This is a genomic window from Pelagovum pacificum (assembly GCF_016134045.1).
Taxonomy (GTDB): Bacteria; Pseudomonadota; Alphaproteobacteria; order Rhodobacterales; family Rhodobacteraceae; genus Oceanicola; species Oceanicola pacificus_A.
The window spans coordinates 2,585,528-2,607,146 of record NZ_CP065915.1 but is presented as its reverse complement, the minus strand read 5'-3'; the positions used below and the strand labels follow the sequence as shown (position 1 = coordinate 2,607,146).

At 68.8% G+C, this 21,619-nt stretch carries 13 protein-coding genes; 9 read left to right on the top strand and 4 right to left on the bottom strand.

What is annotated here, in order from left to right:
- The first annotated feature begins 3 nt into the window (after positions 1–3).
- The 6 genes from I8N54_RS12845 to pobA all read left to right on the top strand — a co-directional run bounded on the left by I8N54_RS12845 (position 4) and on the right by pobA (position 9,448).
- Positions 4–828, top strand: a complete 825-nt coding sequence (locus I8N54_RS12845; protein ID WP_140197240.1) for a DMT family transporter — start codon at positions 4–6, stop codon at positions 826–828.
- Positions 829–1,050: 222 nt separating this feature from the next.
- Positions 1,051–4,434 (top strand): transglutaminase family protein, encoded by a 3,384-nt coding sequence (locus I8N54_RS12840; RefSeq protein ID WP_140197239.1) that lies wholly within the window; start codon positions 1,051–1,053, stop codon positions 4,432–4,434.
- Positions 4,427–6,829, top strand: coding sequence for a circularly permuted type 2 ATP-grasp protein (locus I8N54_RS12835; protein ID WP_140197238.1), 2,403 nt, complete (start codon positions 4,427–4,429; stop codon positions 6,827–6,829). Before I8N54_RS12840 ends, I8N54_RS12835 begins: the two co-directional genes overlap by 8 nt.
- Positions 6,830–6,833: 4 nt before the next feature.
- The gene (locus I8N54_RS12830; protein WP_140197237.1) at positions 6,834–7,715 is read left to right on the top strand and encodes a transglutaminase family protein; all 882 of its coding nucleotides are present in this window, start codon (positions 6,834–6,836) and stop codon (positions 7,713–7,715) included.
- Between the two features lie 78 nt (positions 7,716–7,793).
- Positions 7,794–8,285 carry a MarR family winged helix-turn-helix transcriptional regulator gene (locus I8N54_RS12825; RefSeq protein WP_140197236.1) on the top strand — a complete coding sequence of 164 codons (492 nt, stop codon included), beginning with the start codon at positions 7,794–7,796 and terminating at the stop codon, positions 8,283–8,285.
- Positions 8,282–9,448 (top strand): 4-hydroxybenzoate 3-monooxygenase, encoded by a 1,167-nt coding sequence (gene pobA, locus I8N54_RS12820; RefSeq protein ID WP_140197235.1) that lies wholly within the window; start codon positions 8,282–8,284, stop codon positions 9,446–9,448. The genes I8N54_RS12825 and pobA overlap by 4 nt, the downstream gene beginning before the upstream one ends.
- Here the strand turns inward: pobA and I8N54_RS12815 are convergent.
- The 3 genes from I8N54_RS12815 to truA all read right to left on the bottom strand — a co-directional run bounded on the left by I8N54_RS12815 (position 9,445) and on the right by truA (position 17,443).
- Entirely contained in the window at positions 9,445–14,769 is a 5,325-nt protein-coding gene (locus tag I8N54_RS12815; RefSeq protein WP_140197234.1) for a translocation/assembly module TamB domain-containing protein, read from the bottom strand. The two genes, pobA and I8N54_RS12815, sit on opposite strands and share 4 nt — an antisense overlap.
- Positions 14,766–16,559, bottom strand: a complete 1,794-nt coding sequence (locus I8N54_RS12810; RefSeq protein ID WP_231592750.1) for an autotransporter assembly complex protein TamA — start codon at positions 16,557–16,559, stop codon at positions 14,766–14,768. The genes I8N54_RS12815 and I8N54_RS12810 overlap by 4 nt, the downstream gene beginning before the upstream one ends.
- 110 nt (positions 16,560–16,669) lie before the next feature.
- On the bottom strand, positions 16,670–17,443 hold the full coding sequence (gene truA, locus I8N54_RS12805) for a tRNA pseudouridine(38-40) synthase TruA (protein WP_140197232.1): 774 nt from the start codon (positions 17,441–17,443) through the stop codon (positions 16,670–16,672).
- 108 nt (positions 17,444–17,551) lie between these two features.
- On the opposite strand from truA, the gene I8N54_RS12800 reads away from it, so the two are divergent.
- The 3 genes from I8N54_RS12800 to I8N54_RS12790 are packed head-to-tail and all read left to right on the top strand — an operon-like array spanning position 17,552 to position 20,434.
- Entirely contained in the window at positions 17,552–18,967 is a 1,416-nt protein-coding gene (locus I8N54_RS12800; RefSeq protein WP_140197231.1) for a YcjX family GTP-binding protein, read from the top strand.
- Positions 18,964–19,446 (top strand): GNAT family N-acetyltransferase, encoded by a 483-nt coding sequence (locus I8N54_RS12795; protein ID WP_140197230.1) that lies wholly within the window; start codon positions 18,964–18,966, stop codon positions 19,444–19,446. The genes I8N54_RS12800 and I8N54_RS12795 overlap by 4 nt, the downstream gene beginning before the upstream one ends.
- Complete coding sequence (locus I8N54_RS12790; RefSeq protein ID WP_140197229.1) at positions 19,433–20,434, top strand: YcjF family protein; 1,002 nt, start codon at positions 19,433–19,435, stop codon at positions 20,432–20,434. Before I8N54_RS12795 ends, I8N54_RS12790 begins: the two co-directional genes overlap by 14 nt.
- Here the strand turns inward: I8N54_RS12790 and I8N54_RS12785 are convergent.
- A complete protein-coding gene (locus I8N54_RS12785) occupies positions 20,382–21,587 on the bottom strand; it encodes an FAD-dependent oxidoreductase (protein ID WP_140197344.1) in 1,206 nt (401 codons plus the stop codon). The two genes, I8N54_RS12790 and I8N54_RS12785, sit on opposite strands and share 53 nt — an antisense overlap.
- Between the last annotated feature and the right edge of the window lie 32 nt (positions 21,588–21,619).

Here is a 21,619-nt window from a genome sequence, read left to right as displayed (position 1 = left end):
GACATGGCGCTCAACATATGGGCGCTGTCCATCGTGAAGGCGGTCGGGCTCGACCTGCCGTCGGTGCAGCTGGTGACCATTCGGGCCTGCACGGGGCTGCTGCTGATGCTGCCGTGGATCCTCAGCCGCAGGGAGGCTTTCGTCGGCCTGCCGGACCTGAAGCTGCACCTGCTGCGCGTCGCCTTCTCGGCAGCGACCCTGACGGCGAGCTTCTTCGCCATCGCGCGGATGCCCTTCGCGCTGTTCACCGCCATCGGCTTCACCCGGCCGATCGTGATGCTCATCATGGCGGCGCTGCTCCTGAAGGAGACGATCGGTCGCCGCCGTTGGATCGCGGTCGCGATCGCCTTTGCCGGCGTCCTGATCGCGGTCGAGCCGGGCCGCATCGAGGCGTCGCTCGGCCTTGCGGCGACGTTCCTGACGGTCCTGCTCGGCACCTCGGCGGTCATCCTGACGCGACGGCTGAAGGGCGCGCCGACCGTGGTGCTCATGACCTTCTACACCGCCGGGTTGACCGTCCTGACGGCCCCGTTCACGGCCCTCAACTGGCAGCCGGTGCCGGCCGGGACATGGCCGGCGCTGATCGGCATCGGGCTGTTCGCGCAATGCGCGCAGTTCTGTTTCGTCCAGGCGCACAAGCTGGGCGAGGCCGGGTTCCTCGGCGTGCTCGGCTACCTCACCCTCGTCTTCTCGACGGCGTCGGGTTACCTGCTGTTCGGCGAGGTCCCGACCATACGCTTCTGGGGCGGCGCGGTCCTGATCCTTGCCGCCGCCATGTGGGTCACCCTGCAACGCGGAGGTAAAGCGCCGGTAAATGCCAGGGCCTGAAATTCCGAACAATTCGATGCGGATGTCACGTCAGCCGATGCCGGGACCCCTTTGCACGCTAGATGATGAGCTGACATCGCGGGATGGAGCACCGCGCTGCGGCGCGGGACAGTCCAAAAAACAGGCGTCTGCACACCCGATGGCCCCCGGGCGGTCCAAGCACCCTCGGCATTTGCAACCACCTGCGGTAAGTCTCGTCCGATAGCGGAGACGGAAGGCGACATGGCGATCAAGGCTGCGATCTACCACCTCACCCATTACAAGTACGACCGGCCGGTGACGCTGGGGCCCCAGATCATCCGTCTGCGTCCCGCGCCGCATGGCCGCACGCGGGTGCTGTCGCACTCTCTCAAGGTGTCGCCGGGCGGGCACTTCGTGAACCATCAGCAGGATGTCTACGGCAACTGGATGGCGCGCTTCGTCTTCCCCGAGCCGGTGCGCGAGCTGAAGATCGAAGTCGACCTCGTCGCCGACATGTCCGTCTACAATCCCTTCGACTTCTTCGTGGAGGAAGAGGCCGAGGCATGGCCCTTCGACTACCCGAACGATTATGTCGACGACCTCACCATCTACCGCCAGCCGGAGCCGGCGGGCCCGCACCTGCAGAAGCTGCTCGACAGCGTCGACCGCACGCCGGGTCAGCGCACCGTCGACATGGTGGTCGGGCTGAACGCGCGGCTGGCGCGCGAGATCGGCTATGTCATCCGGATGGAAGCAGGGGTGCAGACCCCGGAGGAAACGCTCGGCATCGGCAAGGGATCCTGCCGCGACAGCTCGTGGCTGCTGGTGCAGCTCCTGCGTCACCTCGGCTTCGCCGCGCGCTTCGTTTCCGGCTACCTGATCCAGCTGAAGCCGGACCTCGAGGCGCTCGACGGGCCGTCGGGAACGGATCACGACTTCACCGACCTCCACGCCTGGTGCGAGGTCTACCTGCCCGGCGCCGGGTGGGTCGGGCTGGACCCGACGTCCGGCCTGCTGACGGGCGAGAGCCACATTCCCCTTGCCGCCACGCCGCACTACCGCAACGCCGCGCCGATCGCGGGGGGCTTTTCCTCCGCCGGGGCGCCGGAGGTCGACTTCGCCTTCGACATGAACGTCACGCGGGTGGCGGAGCATCCGCGCATTTCCAAGCCCTTCTCCGAAGAAAGCTGGGAGGCGCTCGACACGCTCGGCCGCAAGGTGGACGACCAGCTGACGGCGGGCGACGTGCGCCTGACGATGGGCGGCGAGCCGACCTTCGTCAGCATCGACGATTTCGAGTCGGAGGAGTGGAATTCCGCCGCCGTCGGCCCGCAGAAGCGCGGCCTCGCCGACCAGCTGATCCGCCGGTTGCGCGACCGTTTCGCGCCGGGCGGAATCCTGCACTACGGGCAGGGCAAGTGGTATCCGGGCGAGACGCTGCCGCGCTGGACCTTCTCGCTCTACTGGCGCCGCGACGGCAAGCCGATCTGGAACGATGCCAGCCTGATCGCCGACGAAAGCGCCGATGCCGCGCCGACGGTGGAGCAGGCCGCGTCGCTCTTGCGCGGCGTCGCCGAGGAGCTCGGCGTCGAGTCCGGGCACGCGGTGCCCGCCTACGAGGATCCGGGCGAATGGCTGCTCAAGGAAGCCAACCTGCCGCCGAACGTGACGCCCGAGAATTCCGAGCTGAAGGACGCCGAGGCCCGTGCCCGCATCGCCAAGGTCTTCGCCAACGGCCTGACCGAGCCGCGCGGCTACGTCCTGCCGGTGCAGCGCTGGCAGGGCCGGGCGACCGGGCAACGGTGGCAGTCGGAGATGTGGAAACCCCGGCGCGGCAAGATCTTCCTTGTCCCCGGTGACAGCCCGGTCGGTTATCGCCTGCCGCTCGAGGCGCTGCCCTACGTGCCGCCCTCGTCCTATCCCTACATCAACACCGCCGATCCCTCGGTCCTGACCGATCCGCTGCCCGATCGGCCCGCCGCACCGCCCTCGTGGCCCGACCGTCCGGCGGAGCGTGCGGAGGCCGCCGCCCCGGAGGAGTCCCGCGATCAGGCCCGCGCCAGCTTCACCGCGGACGAGCCCGGTCAGCATCGCGTCGAGCAGGAACTCAATGCCGACGGCGGCGCGGTGCGCACCGCGATCGCGATCGAACCGCGTGACGGACGGCTCTGCGTGTTCCTGCCGCCGGTCGAGCGAGTCGAGGACTGGCTCGAACTGCTCGCCGCGGTCGAGGACACGGCAAGCAGGTTGCAGATGCCGGTCCATATCGAGGGCTATGCCCCGCCGCCGGATTCCCGCATCAACGTCATCCGCGTGGCGCCCGACCCCGGTGTGATCGAGGTGAACATTCACCCCGCCACCAGCTGGGACGAGTGCGTCGACATCACCGCCGGCGTTTACGACGAGGCCCGGCAATGCCGCCTTGGCGCGGACAAGTTCATGATCGACGGGCGGCACACCGGCACCGGCGGCGGCAACCACGTGGTCGTCGGCGGCTCAAACCCGCTCGACAGCCCATTCCTGCGCCGGCCCGACCTGCTGCGCTCGCTGATCCTGCACTGGCAGCGGCATCCGTCGATGTCCTACCTCTTCTCGGGCATGTTCATCGGCCCGACCAGCCAGGCCCCCCGGATCGACGAGGCCCGGCACGACGGCCTCTACGAGCTGGAAATCGCGCTGGCCCAGATCCCGCATCCCGGACAGGGCGACCAGCCGATGCCGTGGCTGACCGATCGGCTGCTGCGCAACCTGCTGACGGACGTGACCGGCAACACCCACCGGGCCGAGATCTGCATCGACAAGCTGTTCTCTCCCGACGGGCCGACCGGACGGCTCGGCCTCGTCGAGTTCCGCGGGTTCGAGATGCCGCCCGATCCGCGCATGTCGCTGGCGCAGCAGCTCCTGATCCGGGCGCTGATCGCGCGGCTCTGGAAGGCGCCGCTCGCCGGGCATTTCACCCGCTGGGGCACGGTGCTGCACGACCGCTTCATGCTGCCCCACTACCTGTGGGAGGATTTCACCGATGTGCTCGGCGACCTGCAGGACCACGGGTTCGAGTTCCGCTCCGAGTGGTTCGAGGCGCAGTCGGAATTCCGCTTCCCGTTCTGCGGCGAAGTCGACATCGACGGCGTGAACCTGGAGGTGCGGCAGGCGCTGGAGCCGTGGCACGTGCTGGGCGAGACCGGCGCGATCGGCGGCACGGTGCGCTACACCGACAGCTCGACCGAGCGGTTGCAGGTGAAGCTCACGACGCTCGACCCGACCCGCTACGCGGTCACCTGCAACGGCCGCCGCGTGCCGCTGCAGAAGACCCGCACGAACGGAGTCTCGGTCGGCGGCATCCGCTACAAGGCGTGGCAACCCTCGATGGCGATGCACCCGGCGATCCCGGTTCATACCCCGCTCACCATCGACATCTTCGATACCTGGACCGGGCGTTCGCTGGGGGGATGCACCTACCACGTCGCGCATCCGGGCGGGCGCAACTACGACACCTTCCCGGTCAACGCCAACGAGGCCGAGGCCCGTCGCCTCGCCCGGTTCGAACCGCACGGCCACAAGCCCGGTCTCTACATGCCGCCGCCGGAATACCCGCATGGCGAGTTCCCGGCGACGCTCGACCTCAGGCGCGCCGCGCATGTCTGAGACGGTCCGGACGGGAACGAGGGAGGACCTCGGACGGCTCATGGCCGACTACCGGGTCGAACCCGGTGTCGCGGATGAGCTGCTGGACACGTCCGGCAACATCCGCCCCGTCTGGCGGCCGTTCCTCGAAGAGCTCGCGACGCTCTCGCCGGAGCAGCTCGACCGCAACATCGCCAAGGGCCAGCAATATCTGCGCGACGCAGGGGTCTACTTCCGCCACTACGGCGAGGAAAGCGGCGCGGAGCGCGACTGGCCGCTTGGCAGTCTGCCGCTGCTGATCGGCAACGACGAGTGGCAGCAGATCGGCGCCGCGCTGATCGAACGGGCCGACCTGCTCGAACGGGTGGCGGCGGACATCTACGGGCCGAACGACCTCGTCGCGCAGGGGCTGCTGCCGCCGGAACTGGTGATGGGCAACAGCGAGTGGCTGCGCCCGCTGGTCGGGATCCGGCCGCAGTCGGGCAATTTCCTGCATTTCGTCGCCTTCGACATCGGACGCGGTCCGGACGGCAACTGGTGGGTGCTCGGCGACCGGATGCAGGCGCCGTCAGGCGCGGGCTTCGCGCTCGAGACCCGGATGGCGACGGTGCGCAGCTTCGCCGACACCAAGGCCCGCGCCAACGTCCAGCGGCTCGCCAGCTTCTTCCGCGCGTTCCGTGATGCGCTGAACGGGCTGCGCGGACCCGACCGCAGCCGCGCCGCGATCCTCACGCCGGGGCCGCTGAACGACACTTACTTCGAACATGCCTACATCGCCCGTTACCTCGGCATGATGCTGGTCGAGGGCGAGGACCTGACGGTTCAGAACGGCCAGCTTCTGGTGCGCACCGCCTCGGGGCTTCAGCCGATCTCGGTGCTCTGGAGGCGGCTCGATTCCCAATGGGCCGACCCGCTGGAGCTGAACTCCGCCTCCCGCATCGGCACGCCGGGCATGGTCAGCGCCCTGCGCGGCGGCTCGGTCACGATGATCAACGCGCTCGGCACCGGCGCGCTGGAGGCGCGGGCGCTGATGGCCTTCATCCCGCGCATCGCGCGCCACCTGAACGGACACCCGCTGGCGATGCCCAACATCGCGACATGGTGGTGCGGCAGTCAGGCGGAACGCGACTACGTGAAGGAAAACCTCCACCGCATGACGATCGACCAGGCGCTGTCGACGCGCCTGCCGTTCGATCACGGCGAGGACGTCGTGATCGGCGGCCGCACCGTCACCGGCGGCAAGGTAAATCCCGCCTGGATCGACCAGATGGGCAAGTCGCTCGCCGCGCAGGAGATCGTCTCGCTCTCGACCGCGCCGGCGCTGGAGGACGGGCGCCTTGTGTCCCGCCCGATGAGCCTGCGCGTCTTCCTCGCCCGCACGCCACAGGGATGGATCGTCGCCCCCGGCGGCTTCGCCCGGATCGGCCACGCGGGGCAGGGCACGTCGATCTCCGTCCAGAGGGGCGGCTCGGTCTGCGACGTCTGGGTCATGGGCGACCGTCCGGTCGAGGAAGATACCCTGCTGCGCACGGAAGGCTCGGCCAAGCGGCGGCGCTTTTCGAACTCGCTGCCGACACGGGCCGCCGACAACCTGTTCTGGCTGGGCCGCTATATCGAACGGGCCGAGCAGAAGGTTCGCATGGTCCGCTCCTACCACCTGCGGCTGGCGGAGCAGGGCGACGCAAAACTGCCGCTCACCACCTATTTCCGCAAGTACCTCAAAGGCTTGGGCCTCAAGCCTGACGAACCGCTGCCCGCCTCCCTCATAAACGACATCCGCGCGGCGAAGACGAGCGCCGGCCGCATCCAGGACCGCTTCTCCGTCGATGGCTGGAGCGCGCTGGTCGATCTGCTCGACACGGCCGAGGCGCTGGCCGGCAGTGCCAGTCCCGGCGACGACGCCGTGCGCGCCCAGAACCAGCTGCTGCGCAAGCTCTCCGGCTTCTCCGGCCTGATCCACGAGAACATGTACCGCTTCATCGGCTGGCGCTTCCTGTCGATCGGTCGCTCGATGGAGCGGGCCTGGGCCACGGCCAACAGCGTCGTCGCGCTGACCGGGCCGAAAGCGCCGGACGGCTCCTACGAGATCGCGATCGAAGCCGGGGATTCCGTGATGACCCACCGCCGCCGCTACGTCGTGTCCGACAGCCGCGAGACGGTGATCGACCTGCTGATGCTCGACGCGATGAACCCGCGCTCCGTGCTCTACCAGCTGAGCGAGATCCACGCCCACCTCAAGTATCTGCCGATCCCCGCCGGGGGCGGAGAGATGACACCGCTGCGCCGCGAGGTCATGAAGCTCGAGACCCGTCTCGCCGTGGCGGAGCCGCCGGACCTCGACCAGGCCGCGCTGGAAGAGATCGCCAACCAGGTGGCCGGATTGTCCGGACTGCTTGCCCAAACCCATTTGCGATAGGGCCATGCTCTACGACATCACGCTGAAGATCACTTACGCCTACGAGACCGCCGCAGAGTCCGGCCGGCACCAGCTTTGCCTGATGCCCGCGGACCTGCCGGGCGAGCAGCGGGTGATCGCCTCGTCCCTCACCGTCGATCCGTCCCCGACCGAGCAGACCTGGCACACCGACTTCTTCGGCAACTCATGGGCCGACATCGGCTATGACGGGGCGGTCAAGCGGACCGAATTCAAGGTCCGCTCGCGCATCGAACGGTTCGACCCCGACGAACTGTTCGACGTCTCGCCCGACATGGACGGGATCGAGCGCCAGCTCGATACGCTCACCTCCGTTCAGCCGCTCTCGCCCCACCATTTCCGCTGGACCAGCGAGCGCATCCATCGGCACGGGCCGCTTGCCGCATGGGCGGCGGAGCGGACGGCCGGCGCGAGCTCCGCCTATCGCATCGCCGAGACGCTGAGCAACGCGCTGCACGAGGAATGGACCTTCGACTCGCAGGCCACGATGGTCGACACCCCCATCGAAGAAGCGTTCGAGCTGAAACGCGGCGTCTGCCAGGACTTCGCCCATCTCGCCATCTCGGCGCTGCGCAGCCTCGGCATTCCGGCGGGCTACGTCAGCGGCTACCTCCGCACCATTCCGCCCAAGGGGCAGGCCCGTCTCGAGGGGGCGGACGCGATGCACGCGTGGATCATGGCATGGTGCGGCACCGACATGGGCTGGGTCGAGCTCGACCCCACGAACGCCACCCGCGCGGGCGCCGATCATATCGTGATCGCGCGCGGCCGCGACTATGCAGACGTCGCCCCGGTCCGTGGCGCGCTGCGCACCTCCGGCAAGCAACGCACGTCGCAGGCGGTCGATGTTGTCGAGATTGCGGATTGATGCAACTCAAGGTTAGTTTCGGAGGTTGAGGGAACGGATAGGGAGATCATCCCCGTCCGACACCAACGGGAGGACACCATGACGAAGCGACGGCCTCCGACGCAAGAGAGGGACGGCCGACACGTTCTCGATCTCGACCGCTACCTGCCCTACATGCTCGTCTCCATCACCAACGCCATCTCGCGCGGATCCTCGCGCGTCTACCTCGACCGGTTCGGCATCGGCGTCGTGGACTGGCGCGTGCTGGCGAGCCTGTCAGTCTACCCCAATGTGAGCGCCAAGCGCGTGAGTGAACTGGTGATGATAGACAAGGGCGCGGTGAGCCGGTCGCTCGCCACGCTGCATCGCCTCGGCCACATCACATACGAAGAGGACCCGAGCGACCCCCGGCGCAAATCGTGGCGCCCCACGGCAAAAGGGGACACGTTACACGACATGATCCTGCCGATCGCGCTCGACCGGGAAAACACGCTGCTGCGCGGGATCGACGAAGAGGACCTCGAACAGCTGCTGTCCACCATGCAGCGGATGATGGCCAACCTCGACCGCTTGTCGGACATGAACGGGTGAGGACGCAGGTTGCAATTGTCGGGGGCGGGCCGTCGGGCCTGCTGCTGTCGCAATTGCTCCACTTGTCTGGCATCGAAAGCGTTGTGCTGGAGCGTCGCTCGCGCGCGCACGTGATGGGCCGCATCCGGGCCGGCGTCCTCGAGCCGGGGACGGCGCGCCTGCTGCGCCGCGCCGGCGTGGGCGACCGGATGGACCGCGAAGGCCACCCCCACGGCGGCACGCATCTCTCTGTCCGCAATCAGGGATTCCGCGTGGACTTCGAGGCGCTCGTCTCCGAGCAGGTGATCGTCTACGGCCAGACCGAGGTGACCAAGGACCTCTACGCCGCACGCGACGCGCATGAAGGCACCATCATCGACGAGGTCGAGGGCGTGACGCTCCACGACGCCGGCGGAGAGACGCCGCACGTCACGTGGGTGAAGGACGGCACCGAACACCGGCTCGACTGCGACTGGATCGCCGGGTGCGACGGGTTCCACGGCGTCTCCCGCCGGTCGATCCCCGCCAGCGTCCTGACGGAATACGAACGGGTCTATCCGTTCGGCTGGCTCGGCATCCTGTCCGAGACGCCGCCGGTCGCGGAGGAACTGATCTACGCCAACCACGCCCGTGGCTTCGCGCTCTGCTCCATGCGCAACGCCAACCTCAGCCGCTATTACTTGCAGGTGCCCAACACCGACACGGCCGACGCCTGGTCGGACGACGCCTTCTGGTCCGAACTCCGCAAGCGCATCCCCTCGGCCGCGGCGGAGGTTCTGCAAACCGGCCCCTCGATCGAGAAGTCGATCGCGCCGCTGCGCTCCTTCGTGGCCGAGCCGATGCGATGGGGCCGGCTGTGCCTCGTCGGCGACGCGGCCCACATCGTGCCGCCGACCGGTGCCAAGGGGCTGAACCTCGCCATGTCGGACGTCCACTACCTGCATGAGGCGCTCCGGCATTGGTACGAGGGCGACCGCGCAGCCATCGACGGCTATTCGGCCCGCGCCCTGTCGCGCGTCTGGAAAGCCACCCGTTTCAGCTGGTGGTTCACGACGCTGATGCACCGCTTCCCGGACCAGCACCCGTTCGACCAGCACCTGCGGGAGGCCGAGCTCGACCTGCTCGCCACGTCACCCCGCGCGCAGGCCGCCTTCGCGGAGAACTACGTCGGCCTGCCGCTCTAGTAGTCGCGCTCGTAGAAGATGCCGAGCGAGGTCTCCCCGTCGCCGCCCACCGTGCCGCGCGCGGTGACGTTGTCGGTGATGTCGAGGTTGAGGTCGATCTCGGTCTCGCCCTCGGCATTCACGGTCAGGTCGGTGTAGATGTTCTCCGACAGGTAGACACCCGCCCGCACAGCCGCGTTGCCCTCGTCATCCGTCGTGATGTCGAGATCGTCGAGGCCGAGTCCATTGCGCACGCCGCCGATCAGGCCACCACCGCCGCGCCCGGCCAGCGTGCCGACCGCCGCCGCGAGCTGCACCGCCTGCAGGGGCGAGATGCTGGCGAGGTCGCGCCCGAACAGAAGCCGCGACAGCACTTCATCCTGCGGCAGCTCCGGCGAAGAGGTGAACGACACGTCCGGGTCCGATGCCGGCCCTTCGAGCGTGATGGTAACGACCGTGCCGTCCCGCGCCTCGGTCGAGGCGACGAGACGCAGGTAGGGTTCGAAATCGCCCTGAAGCTGCGCGTAACCCTCCGACAGCTCGAACCGCTGTTGCAGAATGTCGAGCCGGCCGCGGATCAGGTCGAACCGGCCCACCGGCAGGATGTCGTCCGAGGTGCCGGTGATCCGGAGCTCACCCCCCAGTTCCGCGTCGAGGCCACGACCCCGCACGAAGATCCGCGCCGGTGCCTCCACCCGGATGTCGAGCGGGTAGGGGCGGTCGCGACCGCCGTCGCTTTCGGCGTCGTCATCCCGATCCGTCCCGTCGAGCGAGACGTCCGCCCGGTTCAGCGTCGCCGCCACGTCGCCGGGCGTGTTCACGTGTCTGACTTCGGGCAGCGGTCCGAGAGCGCCGACCGAGGAGGACGGCACCTGGATCTCGGTGCGGCCAAGCACCGCGACACCGGACACCGTCGCACCGCCCGAAATCGGACCGTCGACCGACAGGTTGCCGTTGATCGTGGTCTCGTAGAGTTGCGGATCGCGAAGCACGACTTCGTTGATGGCCAGGTCGAGGTTGCCGTTGAACGGCACAGTCACGGTAACCGGCCCGGTCAGCGATACCGACCCGCCGCTCGCCACCTGCGCCTGCACGTCGAGCGTGCCGGTCCCGCCACCCAGCGACAGGTTCGCCTGGATATCCTCCAGCGCATTGTCGAAAGAGGGCAGGGAGAGCGTGGATCCACTGCTGCTGATCGTGCCGGAAATCGCGTTGAACGACGGCGGTCCGTTAACGGACAGGTTGAAGTTCGCCGTGCCCGCCAGCCGACGCGGCGCGAGGATATTGTTGGCCAGTTCGAGGTTCACGGACCCGTTCGCATTGAGCGCGAGATTGCCGTTCTGCGACACCTGTCCGGAAATGGACGAGCTCACGCCGCCCGCGCCGTCGATATCCGTGTCGACAGTCCAGACGGTGCCGTTCCGGCTTGCCGTGCCGCTCGCGGTGACGGGCCCCGACAGGTCGGGGACGAAGATGCCGACATCCGCAAGCCGGGCGTCGAATTGCACCGTGTCGCCGTTGCTGCCCGATGTCGCTCCGCCCGACACCGTCAGGTTCGGCAGGCCGACGTTCAGCGCGCGCACGGTCAGTGCCCCGTCACTGCCCCGCGCGACACTGGCGTTCAGGTTGCCCGGTCCCCGCAGAAGCTGGTCGACCGCCTCGATCCCGATGCCGAGGTCGGACGTCCGCGCGTTGACGTCAAGGTCGAATGCCGCGTCGAGCGGGGCGACGCTGCCCTCCGCCTCGAGCGCGACAGACCCGCGCAACTGCTGTCCGACAAGCCGCGAAAACGGTGCGAGTGAACCGACCGTCGCCGACAGGCTGCCCGTCGCGCGGTAGTTCTCCTCCGGCGGCGCGATCACCGCGTCGATCTCTGCGCGGGTCTCCGGCGCGGTGGCGGTGAAGTCGACCGTAACGTTTCCGGCCGCGTCCTGATCCGCCGTCCCGACGAGCGTCGCCGGACCGGAAATGCCGTTCAGCAGGATGCCCGCCTCGTTCAGCCGCGCATCGATGCGGGCGGTCCGCACCTCGTCGCCAAGCTGCCCTTCGGCGGTGATGTCGAGCTGATCCGTCGTCAGCTCGAGGCTGCGCACAGTCAGGCTTTCGGCGTCCCGCGCCGCGTTGGCCCGCAAGCGGCCCGTGCCGTCGATCAACGGATCGACAAGGCCCAGTCCGACAGCGAGGTCTTCGGTATCGGCAGCCACTTCGAGGTCGAAATACTGGTTGATCGGCTCGAGCATCCCCGACGCCTGGAGCTGGATCGCACCGGCGAGCCGCCGGCCCGCGATCTCCGAGAAGGGCGCGAGCGAGGTGATATCGGCGCTCACCGTGCCTTCGGTGCGGTAGTTCTGCTCCGGCGGTGCGACGACGGCATCGACCGAGACGGTCGCGCTCGGCGCGGTGGCGGTCAGGTCGATGTCGACGTTGCCTTGGGCATCCTGTTCGGCCGTGCCGGAAACGTTTGCGGGGCCCGAGAGCTGCGGCAACACCAGTCCGGCATCGGACAGCGCCGCGTCGATCCGGGCGGAGCGGCGCTCGTCACCGAACTCGCCTTCGCCCGACGCCTCGATCGCGTCGGTGGTCAGGGAGAAGCTGCGCACCAGCAGGCTTTCGGCATCCATCTTGGCGTCCGCCCGCAGCCGGCCGGTGCCGCCGATCAGCGGATCGACCCGCTCTTCCCCGATGGCGAGGTCCTCGGTATCGGCCTGAAGGTCCAGATCGAAGAACCGGGTCAGCGGTTCGACCATGCCTGATGCGCTCAGCTCCACCGCACCGGCCAGCGGCCGGCCGACTAGGTCGCCGAACGGCGCCAGCGTCGCGATGTCCGCGGTCAGAACGCCCTGCGTGACATAGTCCTGCTCGGGCGGCGCCACGGTGCCGTCGAAGGACACGCTCGTCTCCGGCGCGGTTGCGGACAGGTCGACGGCAACGTTTCCGGTGTTGTCCTGATCGGCGGTCAGCGACAGGGTCGCCGGCCCCGACAACCCGTCGAGCACAAGCGCCACTTCGCGAAGCTCCGCGTCGATGTCGGCACTGCGCATCGCCTCGCCAAGCTGGGCGGTGCCGGTCACGGTGACCTCGTCGGTCGTCAGGTCGAGCCGGTCCACGGTGATCCCCGCCGCGTCGCGCGCCGCGCTGACGTTCAGGCGGCCCGACCCGGCGATGAGAGGATCGACCTGCTCGATCCCGATGGCGAGGTTCTCGGTCTCGGCCGCGAGATCGATATCGAACAGCTGATCGACAGGCTGCACCTGTCCGGTAACCTCCAGCTGTGCGCTACCGGCCAGATCCTGTCCGGCGATATCGGCGAAGCTGGCGAGGTCCTCGACCATGCCGCTGACGGTGAAATCGGTGAGGTAGCCGTTCTCCTCCGACTGGGCGGTGCCGTCGATCGCGAGGTTCGCGGTGCCGGCCACCAGGTCGCCGTCGAACACGGTCACGAGCTCCGCATCGCGTTCGAGCGCGATATCGAGCGTTCCCGGCCCGGCGAGCTGTGGTGAGACGAGCCCGAGGTCGCTGATTTCCGCGTTCAGGTCGATCGTCGCGACGGTGCTGGTGAGCGAGGCATCGCCCGTTGCCGTGACCGCATCGGTGCTGACCGAAAACGTTTCCACCCGGGTGCCGGCGAGGTCGCGTTCCGCAACGAGGCGCACGGTGCCGTCGCCGCCGATCAGCGGGTCAACCATCTCGTTGCCGATGGCGAGGCTGGCGGTCTCGGCAGTCAGGTCGATGTCGAACGACCCGCCGAGGGCGAGGTAGTTGCCCGACACGTCGATCTGGCCACTGCCCTCCAGCGGAGTGCCGGCGAGCGTGGAGAACCGTCCGAAATCAGCGACTTCCGCGACCGTGGCGAAGCGCACGGCAAGATCGCCGACGAGTTCGAGCGTGGCGTTCGCCTCTGCCGAGAGGCCGTCGCCCTCGATCGTGATCTGTTCGATCTCGACCGGCTCGCCCTCGTCGAAGCGGATGTTGGCGAGGCCGCTGATCGTGTCGCCGAGCGCCTCCGCGACGCCGAGGTCGTCGATCACGATGCCGGAGGCGGAATAGTTGAGGTTCGCCGTCGCATCGCCGAGCGCGTTGCCCTCGGACTGCGTGATGACACCGTCGCCGAACAGCGACAGCGAGGGGAGGGAGAGGCCAGGCCGCTCGAACCCTTCGAGCAGGGCGAAGCCGCTCCATTCGTCGCCGGTCTCGACATCGTAGGCCACGTAAATCTCGCCACGGTCGACGTAGGTGCGCGGCCCGCCGAGCGGCAGCAGCACCTGTTCGCCGTCACCTTCGAGCGTCCCGTCGAGCGCGAACCGTTCGGGCCAGCCGCCGGGGCCGAGCTCCAGCGAGCCGTCGATATTGATCGACTGTGCGGTAATGGACAGCTCCGGCAGGTCCAGCGCGCCGTCGGGCGACAGGCGTCCGTTTGCGGCCAGACGGATGTCGGGGCCGAAGAACTCCCGGTAATCAGGCGCGAAGAGCGTCGTGACGTCGCCGCCGATATCGACCGAGAACGCGCGGGTCGCCGGGGGCAGGGGCCCGTCGCCGTCGGTTTCCTCCCGCTCCGTGGAGAGTGCGAAGCTGCCGGCGATCCGCTCTTCCCCATCGGTGTCGATGGAGAGTTCGGCGCTGAAGTCGTCGATCGGCGCATTGCCTTCAAGCAGCATGGAAACGGACGGGTCGCCGGGCAGGTCCAGCGTGCTTGCCACGATGCCGCCGGGGGCCTCATCGACCCGCGCGGAAATCTCGAGGTTGCGGGAATCGTTGGAGAAATCGCCGGCGATGACAAAGCTCCCCTCGACACCGTCGGTGCGGTCGGCACGGATGTCGGCGGTGGCTTCGCCACCGATCAGCGACACGGCCCCCTCGAGGCGCATCTCGACCGGTTGGCCGATCAGCGTCTCGCCGAGCTCGATCTGCTCGACCAGCAGCTCACCGATCTCGATCGAAACGGGCAGTTCCGGCAGGCTGAAAACGCGCGCTTCCGGCGGCGGCAGGTCGAGGTTCGGGTCGGGGATCGGCGCGCGCAGAATGGCGATCCGTTCGGCCGAGAGCGTTTCGACATCGACGCGGCCGCGCAGCAGGGCGGAGCGGTTCCAGTCGAGCACGAGGCCCTCGGCCTCCAGCCAGACCCCTTCGCCGTCGGCGATGGACAGCGACTCGATGGACGCGGCGGTGCTCAGGGCGCCTTCGAAGCCGCGAATGCGGACATCGCGGCTGACGTCGGACAGGTTGTCCTGCAACAGCCGGGTCAGGTAGCCGACGTCGTCGTCCTCATCCTGTGCAACAGCTTGAAATGGCAGGAGAAGCAGGGCGAGCAGAGCAAACGCCCGATTCCAGACACGTGTCTTCAAAACGACTGTCCAATCCCGATGTAGACGGCGACGGAGTTGTAGGCATCATCCCCCGAGGCAGGGGTCGCGAGGTCGAGGCGGATCGGGCCGATGCCCGTGTCGTACCGGATGCCGAGCCCGACGCCCGCGTGGCTCGGGTCGCCGGAGGCGGGCAGGGACTCCTCGCCGATTTGGCCGTAATCGTAGAACGCGACGGCCTCGATCCGGTCGGTCACGCCGATCCGGGCTTCCGCCTGCGCGCCGAGGAAGGCGTTGCCGCCGAAATCGGTGCCGTCGATGGTGACGCCGAGCGACTGGAATTCCTGCCCGCGCACCGTGCCGCCACCCCCGGAGTAGAACAGGTAGTCGGCCGGCGCATCGGCCCCGGTCGGCCCGACGACGGAGCCGAACTGCAGCCGACCAGCAAGGGTGAAGCGGTCGTCGTTGCCGAAGCTCCGGTAGTAGCGCGCATCACTGTAGAGCCGCGCCCCGCTTTCCGACCCTTCGACGCCGTAGAAGGGGGTCAGCTCGGCATCGATGTAATAGCCGCTCTCGGGGTTCAGCTCGTTGTTGCGACGGTCGAATTCCGCCGACAGCGGCAGCGTCAGCAGGAAATAATCCGATGTCTGGGAGTCGATCGTGACTTCGGCGGCGCGGAAGCCGACGCCGCCACTGACCGTAAGGTCCGGCGTGACGATCCGGGTGAGGCCGATTTCACCCTCCGCCAGCAGGAGGTCGAAGGCCGGATCCTGGATCGCGCCGAAGCCGAGGTTGGCGTAGAGGTCGACGTCCGGGCCCCAGATCGCGGGCTTGTTGAAGGAGAGGTCGACCTCGTAGTCGATCTCGTCCGTCTCGGCCCCGATGCCGTTGATCTCCCCGTCGATGCGGAACCGTTCGGCCCCGCCAAGCAGGTTGCGGTGCAGCCAGAAGGTCGACAGCGTCAGCCCCTCGACCGAGCTGACCTCGATGCCGAAGCCGACGCGGCGCAACTTGTCCTCGACGAACAGGCCTTCGATCGGCAGCGTCTGGTTCGGGCCGATCTCCTCGGCCTCTTCGAGCGAGACGGCGGAGAAGGCACCAGTGCGGCGCAGCCGCTCGGTGGCGAGGTCGATTTCCTCGGGGTCGAAGCGTTCGCCCGTCGGCAGGCCGGCGATGGCGATGATCCGTTCGGTCCGGACGCGGCGGTTGCCCGACACGACGAGCGGGCCGAAGGTCAGTAGCGGCCCCGGCGCGATGGCGACATCGACGTTCAGCTGGTCGGCGGCGTGGTTGGCGGTGACCTGCTGGTCCGCAACGTCGGCCTTGGCATGGCCGTAGTCGCGCCAGCCGCCGATGACGTCCGACACGGCGGAGCGCACGACGCCCGACCGTGCGGGCTCGCCCGGGGCGAACCCTTCGTCCACTTCGGTCTCGGGCGCGACGGGCTCGATGACCGCGCGGCCGAAGGTGAAGCGGGGGCCCGGATCGACCAGAACCTGAATGCGCCCGATGGACGACGGTGCGTCGAGCGGCTCGATCCCCGACGCCTCGCGCCCGTCGATCAGGATCGACACGGTGCCGCCGTAGTAGCCGTCGTTGTAGAGGGCGGTCAGCATCCGCCGGTAGTCGGCGCGCGCGGCGCTCACGAAGTCGGACGGTGCCGGGGCCTCGGTCTCGTTGTCTTCGAGCGAGCGCAGCAGGGACGCGTCGCTCAGCGAGTCCTCGAGGTCTTCGTCCGTCGTCGTGATCTCGACAGTCTGGGCAAGTGCAGGGAGCCCCGCTCCGGCCAACAGTGCCACGGCCGCGACGGTACTCTTCGCAATCGATTTCAAAAGATGGCTCCCCAGTGCCAAAAGGACGGTCTTAACGCCGGTCTCACGCATCATAACGGGCGAAGCGGCGGGGTCAAAACCTAGATGTGGGGTCGGCGGTCAAAGGGACGTCATTGGCCGAACGGATCGTGCGGATATGTGACACCGGCGAGATACAGCCCATGCGGCGGGCACACCGGCCCGCAGGCCGCGCGGTCCTTCGCCGCGAGTGCCTCGGCCACGCGGTCGGGCGCCCAGGCCCCCGCGCCGACCCGCTCCAGCGTGCCGACGAAGCTGCGGACCTGGTTGTGCAGGAACGACCGGGCGCGCAGGCGGAAGCGGTATTCCGGGAAGCCGTCGGGGCGGGTGATCTCCTCGATCTCGAACCTGTCGAGCGTCTTCACCGGGCTGTCCGCCTGGCAGATCGACGACCGGAAGGTGGTGAAGTCGTGCCGCCCGACGAGATGCGCCGCCCCCTCACGCATCGCGGCGAGGTCGAGCGGATGGCCCACCTGCCAGACCTGGCCCTTCTCGAAGGTCAGCGGCGCGCGCCGGGCCACGAGCCGGAACAGGTAGCGCCGTTCGATCGCCGTGAAGCGAGCGTGCCAGTCGTCGGCGACCTTGGCGCAGGCGATGATCGCGACCGGCGCGGGCTTGAGGTGGAAGTTCAGCGCCTCCGACAGGCGGAACGGGTCCCAGTCCTTTTCCATGTCGGCATGGGCCACCTGCCCGAAGGCATGCACCCCGGCATCGGTCCGGCCCGCGGCGGCGATCGTGTGGTCGCGCGGCTCCAGCCGGGCGAGCGCGGCTTCGATCGCGCCCTGCACGGTCGGCAGGTCGACCTGCCGCTGCCAGCCCGAGAACGGGCCGCCGTCATATTCCACCTTGAGCGCGTAGCGGGGCATGTCCGGCGCGTAGCCGAAGGCCGTGTCCGGAGCAAGCGGGCCAGTCGGCCCTACACATCGCGGCACACCCGCCCTATCTTGCCGCGAAAGAAGTGAAAGGGGCAGGTCTTGGTCATCACCGCGATAGCGGACGGAATATCCCGCAGTGTCGAGACGATGACGGACTATGCCTCGGCGCCGTTTTCCGACCCGGTGATCCGGCTCGGCGTCACGGGGCTGAGCCGGGCGGGCAAGACGGTCTTCATCACCTCGCTGGTGGCGAACCTGATGGACCGGGGACGGATGCCGCAGCTTCTGGCCGCCAAGAACGGCGCGATCCGCACCGCCTACCTCCAGCCGCAGCCGGACGACACGATCCCTCGGTTCGAGTACGAGGACCACCTCGCCGCGCTCACCTCGCCCGAGCCGCGATGGCCCGAGGGCACGCGCCGGATCAGCGAGCTGCGCCTGTCGCTCCGGGTGCAGCCGACGGGGCTCCTGTCGGGCTGGCAGGGGCCGCGCACCGTGCATCTCGACATCGTGGACTATCCGGGCGAGTGGCTGCTCGACCTCGGGCTGATGGACAAGGATTTCGCCAGCTGGTCGGACGAGACGCTGACACGTATCGCCAACCGCAAGGAGGCGGCGGGCTACCTCGCCATGGCCAGCGCCACCGATGGCGCCGCCGACCTCGACGAGGCCACGGCGAAGCGGCTGTCGTCGGCCTACGCCGATTACCTGAACGTCGCGCGGGCGAAGGGCTGGTCGGACTGCACGCCGGGGCGCTTCCTGCTGCCCGGCGATCTCGAAGGCTCGCCCGTGCTGACCTTCGCGCCGCTGGCCAAACCTGAAGAGACCGGCCGCCGCTCGCTCTGGCGGGAGTTCGAGCGCCGCTACGAAAGCTACAAGCGCAACGTGGTGCGCCCCTTCTTCCGCGACCATTTCAGCCGGATCGACCGGCAGATCGTGCTGGTCGACGTGCTCGGCGCGATCCACGCCGGGCCGCGGGCGGTCGAGGATCTGCGCCATTCGCTCGCCGATATCCTGTCGGCGTTCCAGCCGGGGCGGAACTCCTTCCTGTCCCGCATCTTCCAGGGCCGCCGGGTGGAGAAGATCCTCTTCGCCGCGACCAAGGCCGACCACCTGCACCATACGCAACACCCCGAACTGACGGCGATCACCGAGGCGCTGTTGCGCGACGCCCGCGACCGGGCCGCCTTCGCCGGCGCGAAGACGGAGGCGATGTCGATCGCCTCGCTGCGTACCACGGTCGAGGACCGGGTGGAGCACGGTGGCCGCACGCTCGACGTGGTGCGCGGCCGGCTCAAGAGCACCGGCAAGCAGGCCGCCTTCTATCCCGGTGAATTGCCCTCTGATCCCGGTCACCTGCTGGCCCCGGCGCGGGAAGGGGCGGAGCGGTGGCTCGACGCGGATTACGAGATCATGGATTTCGCGCCCGCGCGCCTGACGCTCGAGCCGGGCGACGGGCCGCCGCACATCCGGCTCGACCGGGCCGCCCAGTTCCTGTTCGGAGACCGGCTATGACTGTCACCCTGCGCCCCGCGACCCACGACGATTTGCCCGACTGCGCGCGCATCCTCGGCGACTGGTGTCGCGATACGATCTGGATGCCGTCGCTGCACACGCGGGCCGAGGACCTCGGCTTTCTCGGACGCCTGTTCAGCACCGCCCGCATCACTGTGGCCGATACCGGGCACGCGACCGGAACCGGACCCGCGTCGCCCGACCTGCACACCGGCGTCGCGGGCTTCCTCGCGCGGCGCGACGGCGAAATCCCGGCGCTCTACCTCGATCCCGGATGGCGGGGGCAGGGGATCGGTTCGGCCCTGTTGAAACAGGCAATGTCCGAAACCGTACAGCTGTCGCTCTGGACCTTCCGCGCCAATGACGGCGCGATCGCCTTCTACACCCGGCACGGGTTCCGCGAGGTGGAGGCGACGGACGGCGACAACGACGAGGGCCTGCCCGACGTCAGGATGGAGTGGTCCCATGGCGGAGCGTGACGGCCCGGTCCTGATCGACCTCGACGAGGATGCGCCCGGCCCCTCGCCGGCGGATGCCGCGCCGGTCCCCGAGCTTGATCCCGCCACGCGGGAAGCGGCCATGGTGCAGGTCGCCGCGCTCGCCGCGTCGAAACCCTCGCCCCTGTCGCGCTGGTTCTGGTCGCTGCTGGCGACGATCCTCGGCTTCGTGATCTCGGTCGCCGCCTGGCGCTTCGTCGAAGGCCTGCTACTTGCCTCGCCGCTGCTCGGCTTCGTGGCGCTGGTGCTGCTGGCCTGCTTCGCGCTGGTCCTGCTCATCATCGCGGTGAAGGAGCTCGCGGCGTTCAACAGATTAAAACGGCTCGACGATATTCACCGGGGCGCGGCCGAGGCGCTGACGAACCACGACCTGACCGGCGCGCGCAAGGTGGCCGACAGCGTCGTCGCGCTCTATGCCGGGCGCCCCGATACGGAGTGGGGCCGCGCCCGCTTCGCCGAGCGTCGGGCCGAGGTAATGGATGCCGACGGCCTGCTTGGCCTGATCGAGACGGACATCCTCGTCCCCCTCGATCAGCGCGCGATGCGCGAGGTCGAGGCGTCCGCCCGGCAGGTGGCGACGGTCACCGCCGTCGTGCCGCTGGCCTTCGCGGACGTCATCACGGCGCTGACCGCGAACCTGCGGATGATCCGCCGGGTGGCCGAGGTCTACGGCGGACGGTCGGGGGGCCTGTCGGCGTGGCGGCTGACGCGGTCGGTCTTCACCCACCTCATTGCCACGGGCGCGGTCGCAGTCGGCGACGACCTCGTCGGGTCGGTCGCGGGCGGCGGTCTGCTCGCCCGCGTGTCGCGCCGCTTCGGCGAGGGCGTGGTGAACGGAGCGCTCACGGCGCGGGTCGGCGTCGCCGCGATCGAGGTCTGCCGCCCGCTGCCCTTCGGCGCGGTCAAGCGGCCCTCGGTCACCGCGCTGGTGCGGCGGGCTCTGACCGGGCTCTTCGGCGAGCGGGAGTAGGCAGCGATCCCGATGCCGGCAGCAGCGTGCCGCTGACGAGGTGCGACAGCACCCACGGCAGCGGCGGCACCTGGCTCAGCGGGAAGAGCACGCGGTCGCGCAGCACCGGCAACCAGCGGCTATCCGATTGATATTGCGGCGTGAAGGCCGCCGACATCGTCTGGTAGGCCCGGACGTGCCAGCGCCGGCCGAGCGCGTAGGCCCGGGGCGCGTCGGCAAGCGGGAAATGCGTCAGCGCATCCGCCAGCGCCGCGGCGTCGAGCAGCGCCATGTTGGCCCCTTGGCCAAGCTGCGGACTGGCCCGGTGCGCGGCGTCGCCTATGTGGACGATCCCGTCGCCCCAGGGGCGGTGAAGCGTGCCGTGGGTGTAGCGCGCCATCGTCATCTGTCCGGGATCGGACACCTGTTCGATGAAGGGCATGAATGCGGGCCAGAGTTCCGCCGCCTCCGCCGTCCAGCGCTCCAGCCCGCCGCCGATCCAGTCGGCGTGCCCGCCCGAGGGCAGGGACCAGAAGATCGCCGCCTTGCGCTGTCCGCTTCCGGGAAGTTGTCCGATGGGCAGGATGCCGAGCATCCGGTCGGCGCGACGATAGCGCTGGCTGAGCCGGTCGGCGGGCAGGTCCGTCTCCGGCCAGTCGACCGTGCCCCAGATCGCCCCGTAGGGCAGGGCGCGCGACCGGAGCGGCGAGAGCGCAGATCCCGCTCCGCAGGCATCGACGATCAGGTCGAACGGCCCCTCTGTCCGGTGATCGGACAGGTGCAGCCTGCCCGACGCCTGTCCGGTAACGATCGCCGATGTCCGAAGCTCGATGCCCCGCGCCTCCACCGCCTCCAGCAGCGACTGGAACAGCGATGCGCGGTGAATGCCGAGACCCGGCACCTTGCCATAGCGCACGTCGAGGACGCGCCGGCCACTTTTGCATTCGCGCCCGAGCATCCGCGTTATGGGCGTGCCGAAGGTCGCGGCGGCCTCACCTGCGCCGAGCCGGTCCAGCACCGCCATGCCCACGGGCTGGATCACGAGGCCCGAACCGACGGGCCGCGGCGCGTCGAACTGGTCGAAGAGCGTGACGTGATGGCCCGCGTCGTGAAGCAGCCCCGCGCAGGCGAGTCCCCCGATCCCCGCGCCGGCGATGGCAATCCGATACCTCATGGGCGCAACTTTATGGCGGGACAGCGCGGCGG

Bases quoted from the DNA above. Each gene is read 5' to 3' on its own strand.
- I8N54_RS12785 (WP_140197344.1), bottom strand. From the start codon at position 21,587: ATGAGGTATCGGATTGCCATCGCCGGCGCGGGGATCGGGGGACTCGCC.
- I8N54_RS12840 (WP_140197239.1), top strand. From the start codon at position 1,051: ATGGCGATCAAGGCTGCGATCTACCACCTCACCCATTACAAGTACGAC.
- I8N54_RS12825 (WP_140197236.1), top strand. From the start codon at position 7,794: ATGACGAAGCGACGGCCTCCGACGCAAGAGAGGGACGGCCGACACGTT.
- I8N54_RS12845 (WP_140197240.1), top strand. From the start codon at position 4: ATGGCGCTCAACATATGGGCGCTGTCCATCGTGAAGGCGGTCGGGCTC.
- I8N54_RS12830 (WP_140197237.1), top strand. From the start codon at position 6,834: ATGCTCTACGACATCACGCTGAAGATCACTTACGCCTACGAGACCGCC.
- I8N54_RS12835 (WP_140197238.1), top strand. From the start codon at position 4,427: ATGTCTGAGACGGTCCGGACGGGAACGAGGGAGGACCTCGGACGGCTC.
- truA (WP_140197232.1), bottom strand. From the start codon at position 17,443: ATGCCCCGCTACGCGCTCAAGGTGGAATATGACGGCGGCCCGTTCTCG.
- I8N54_RS12795 (WP_140197230.1), top strand. From the start codon at position 18,964: ATGACTGTCACCCTGCGCCCCGCGACCCACGACGATTTGCCCGACTGC.
- I8N54_RS12790 (WP_140197229.1), top strand. From the start codon at position 19,433: ATGGCGGAGCGTGACGGCCCGGTCCTGATCGACCTCGACGAGGATGCG.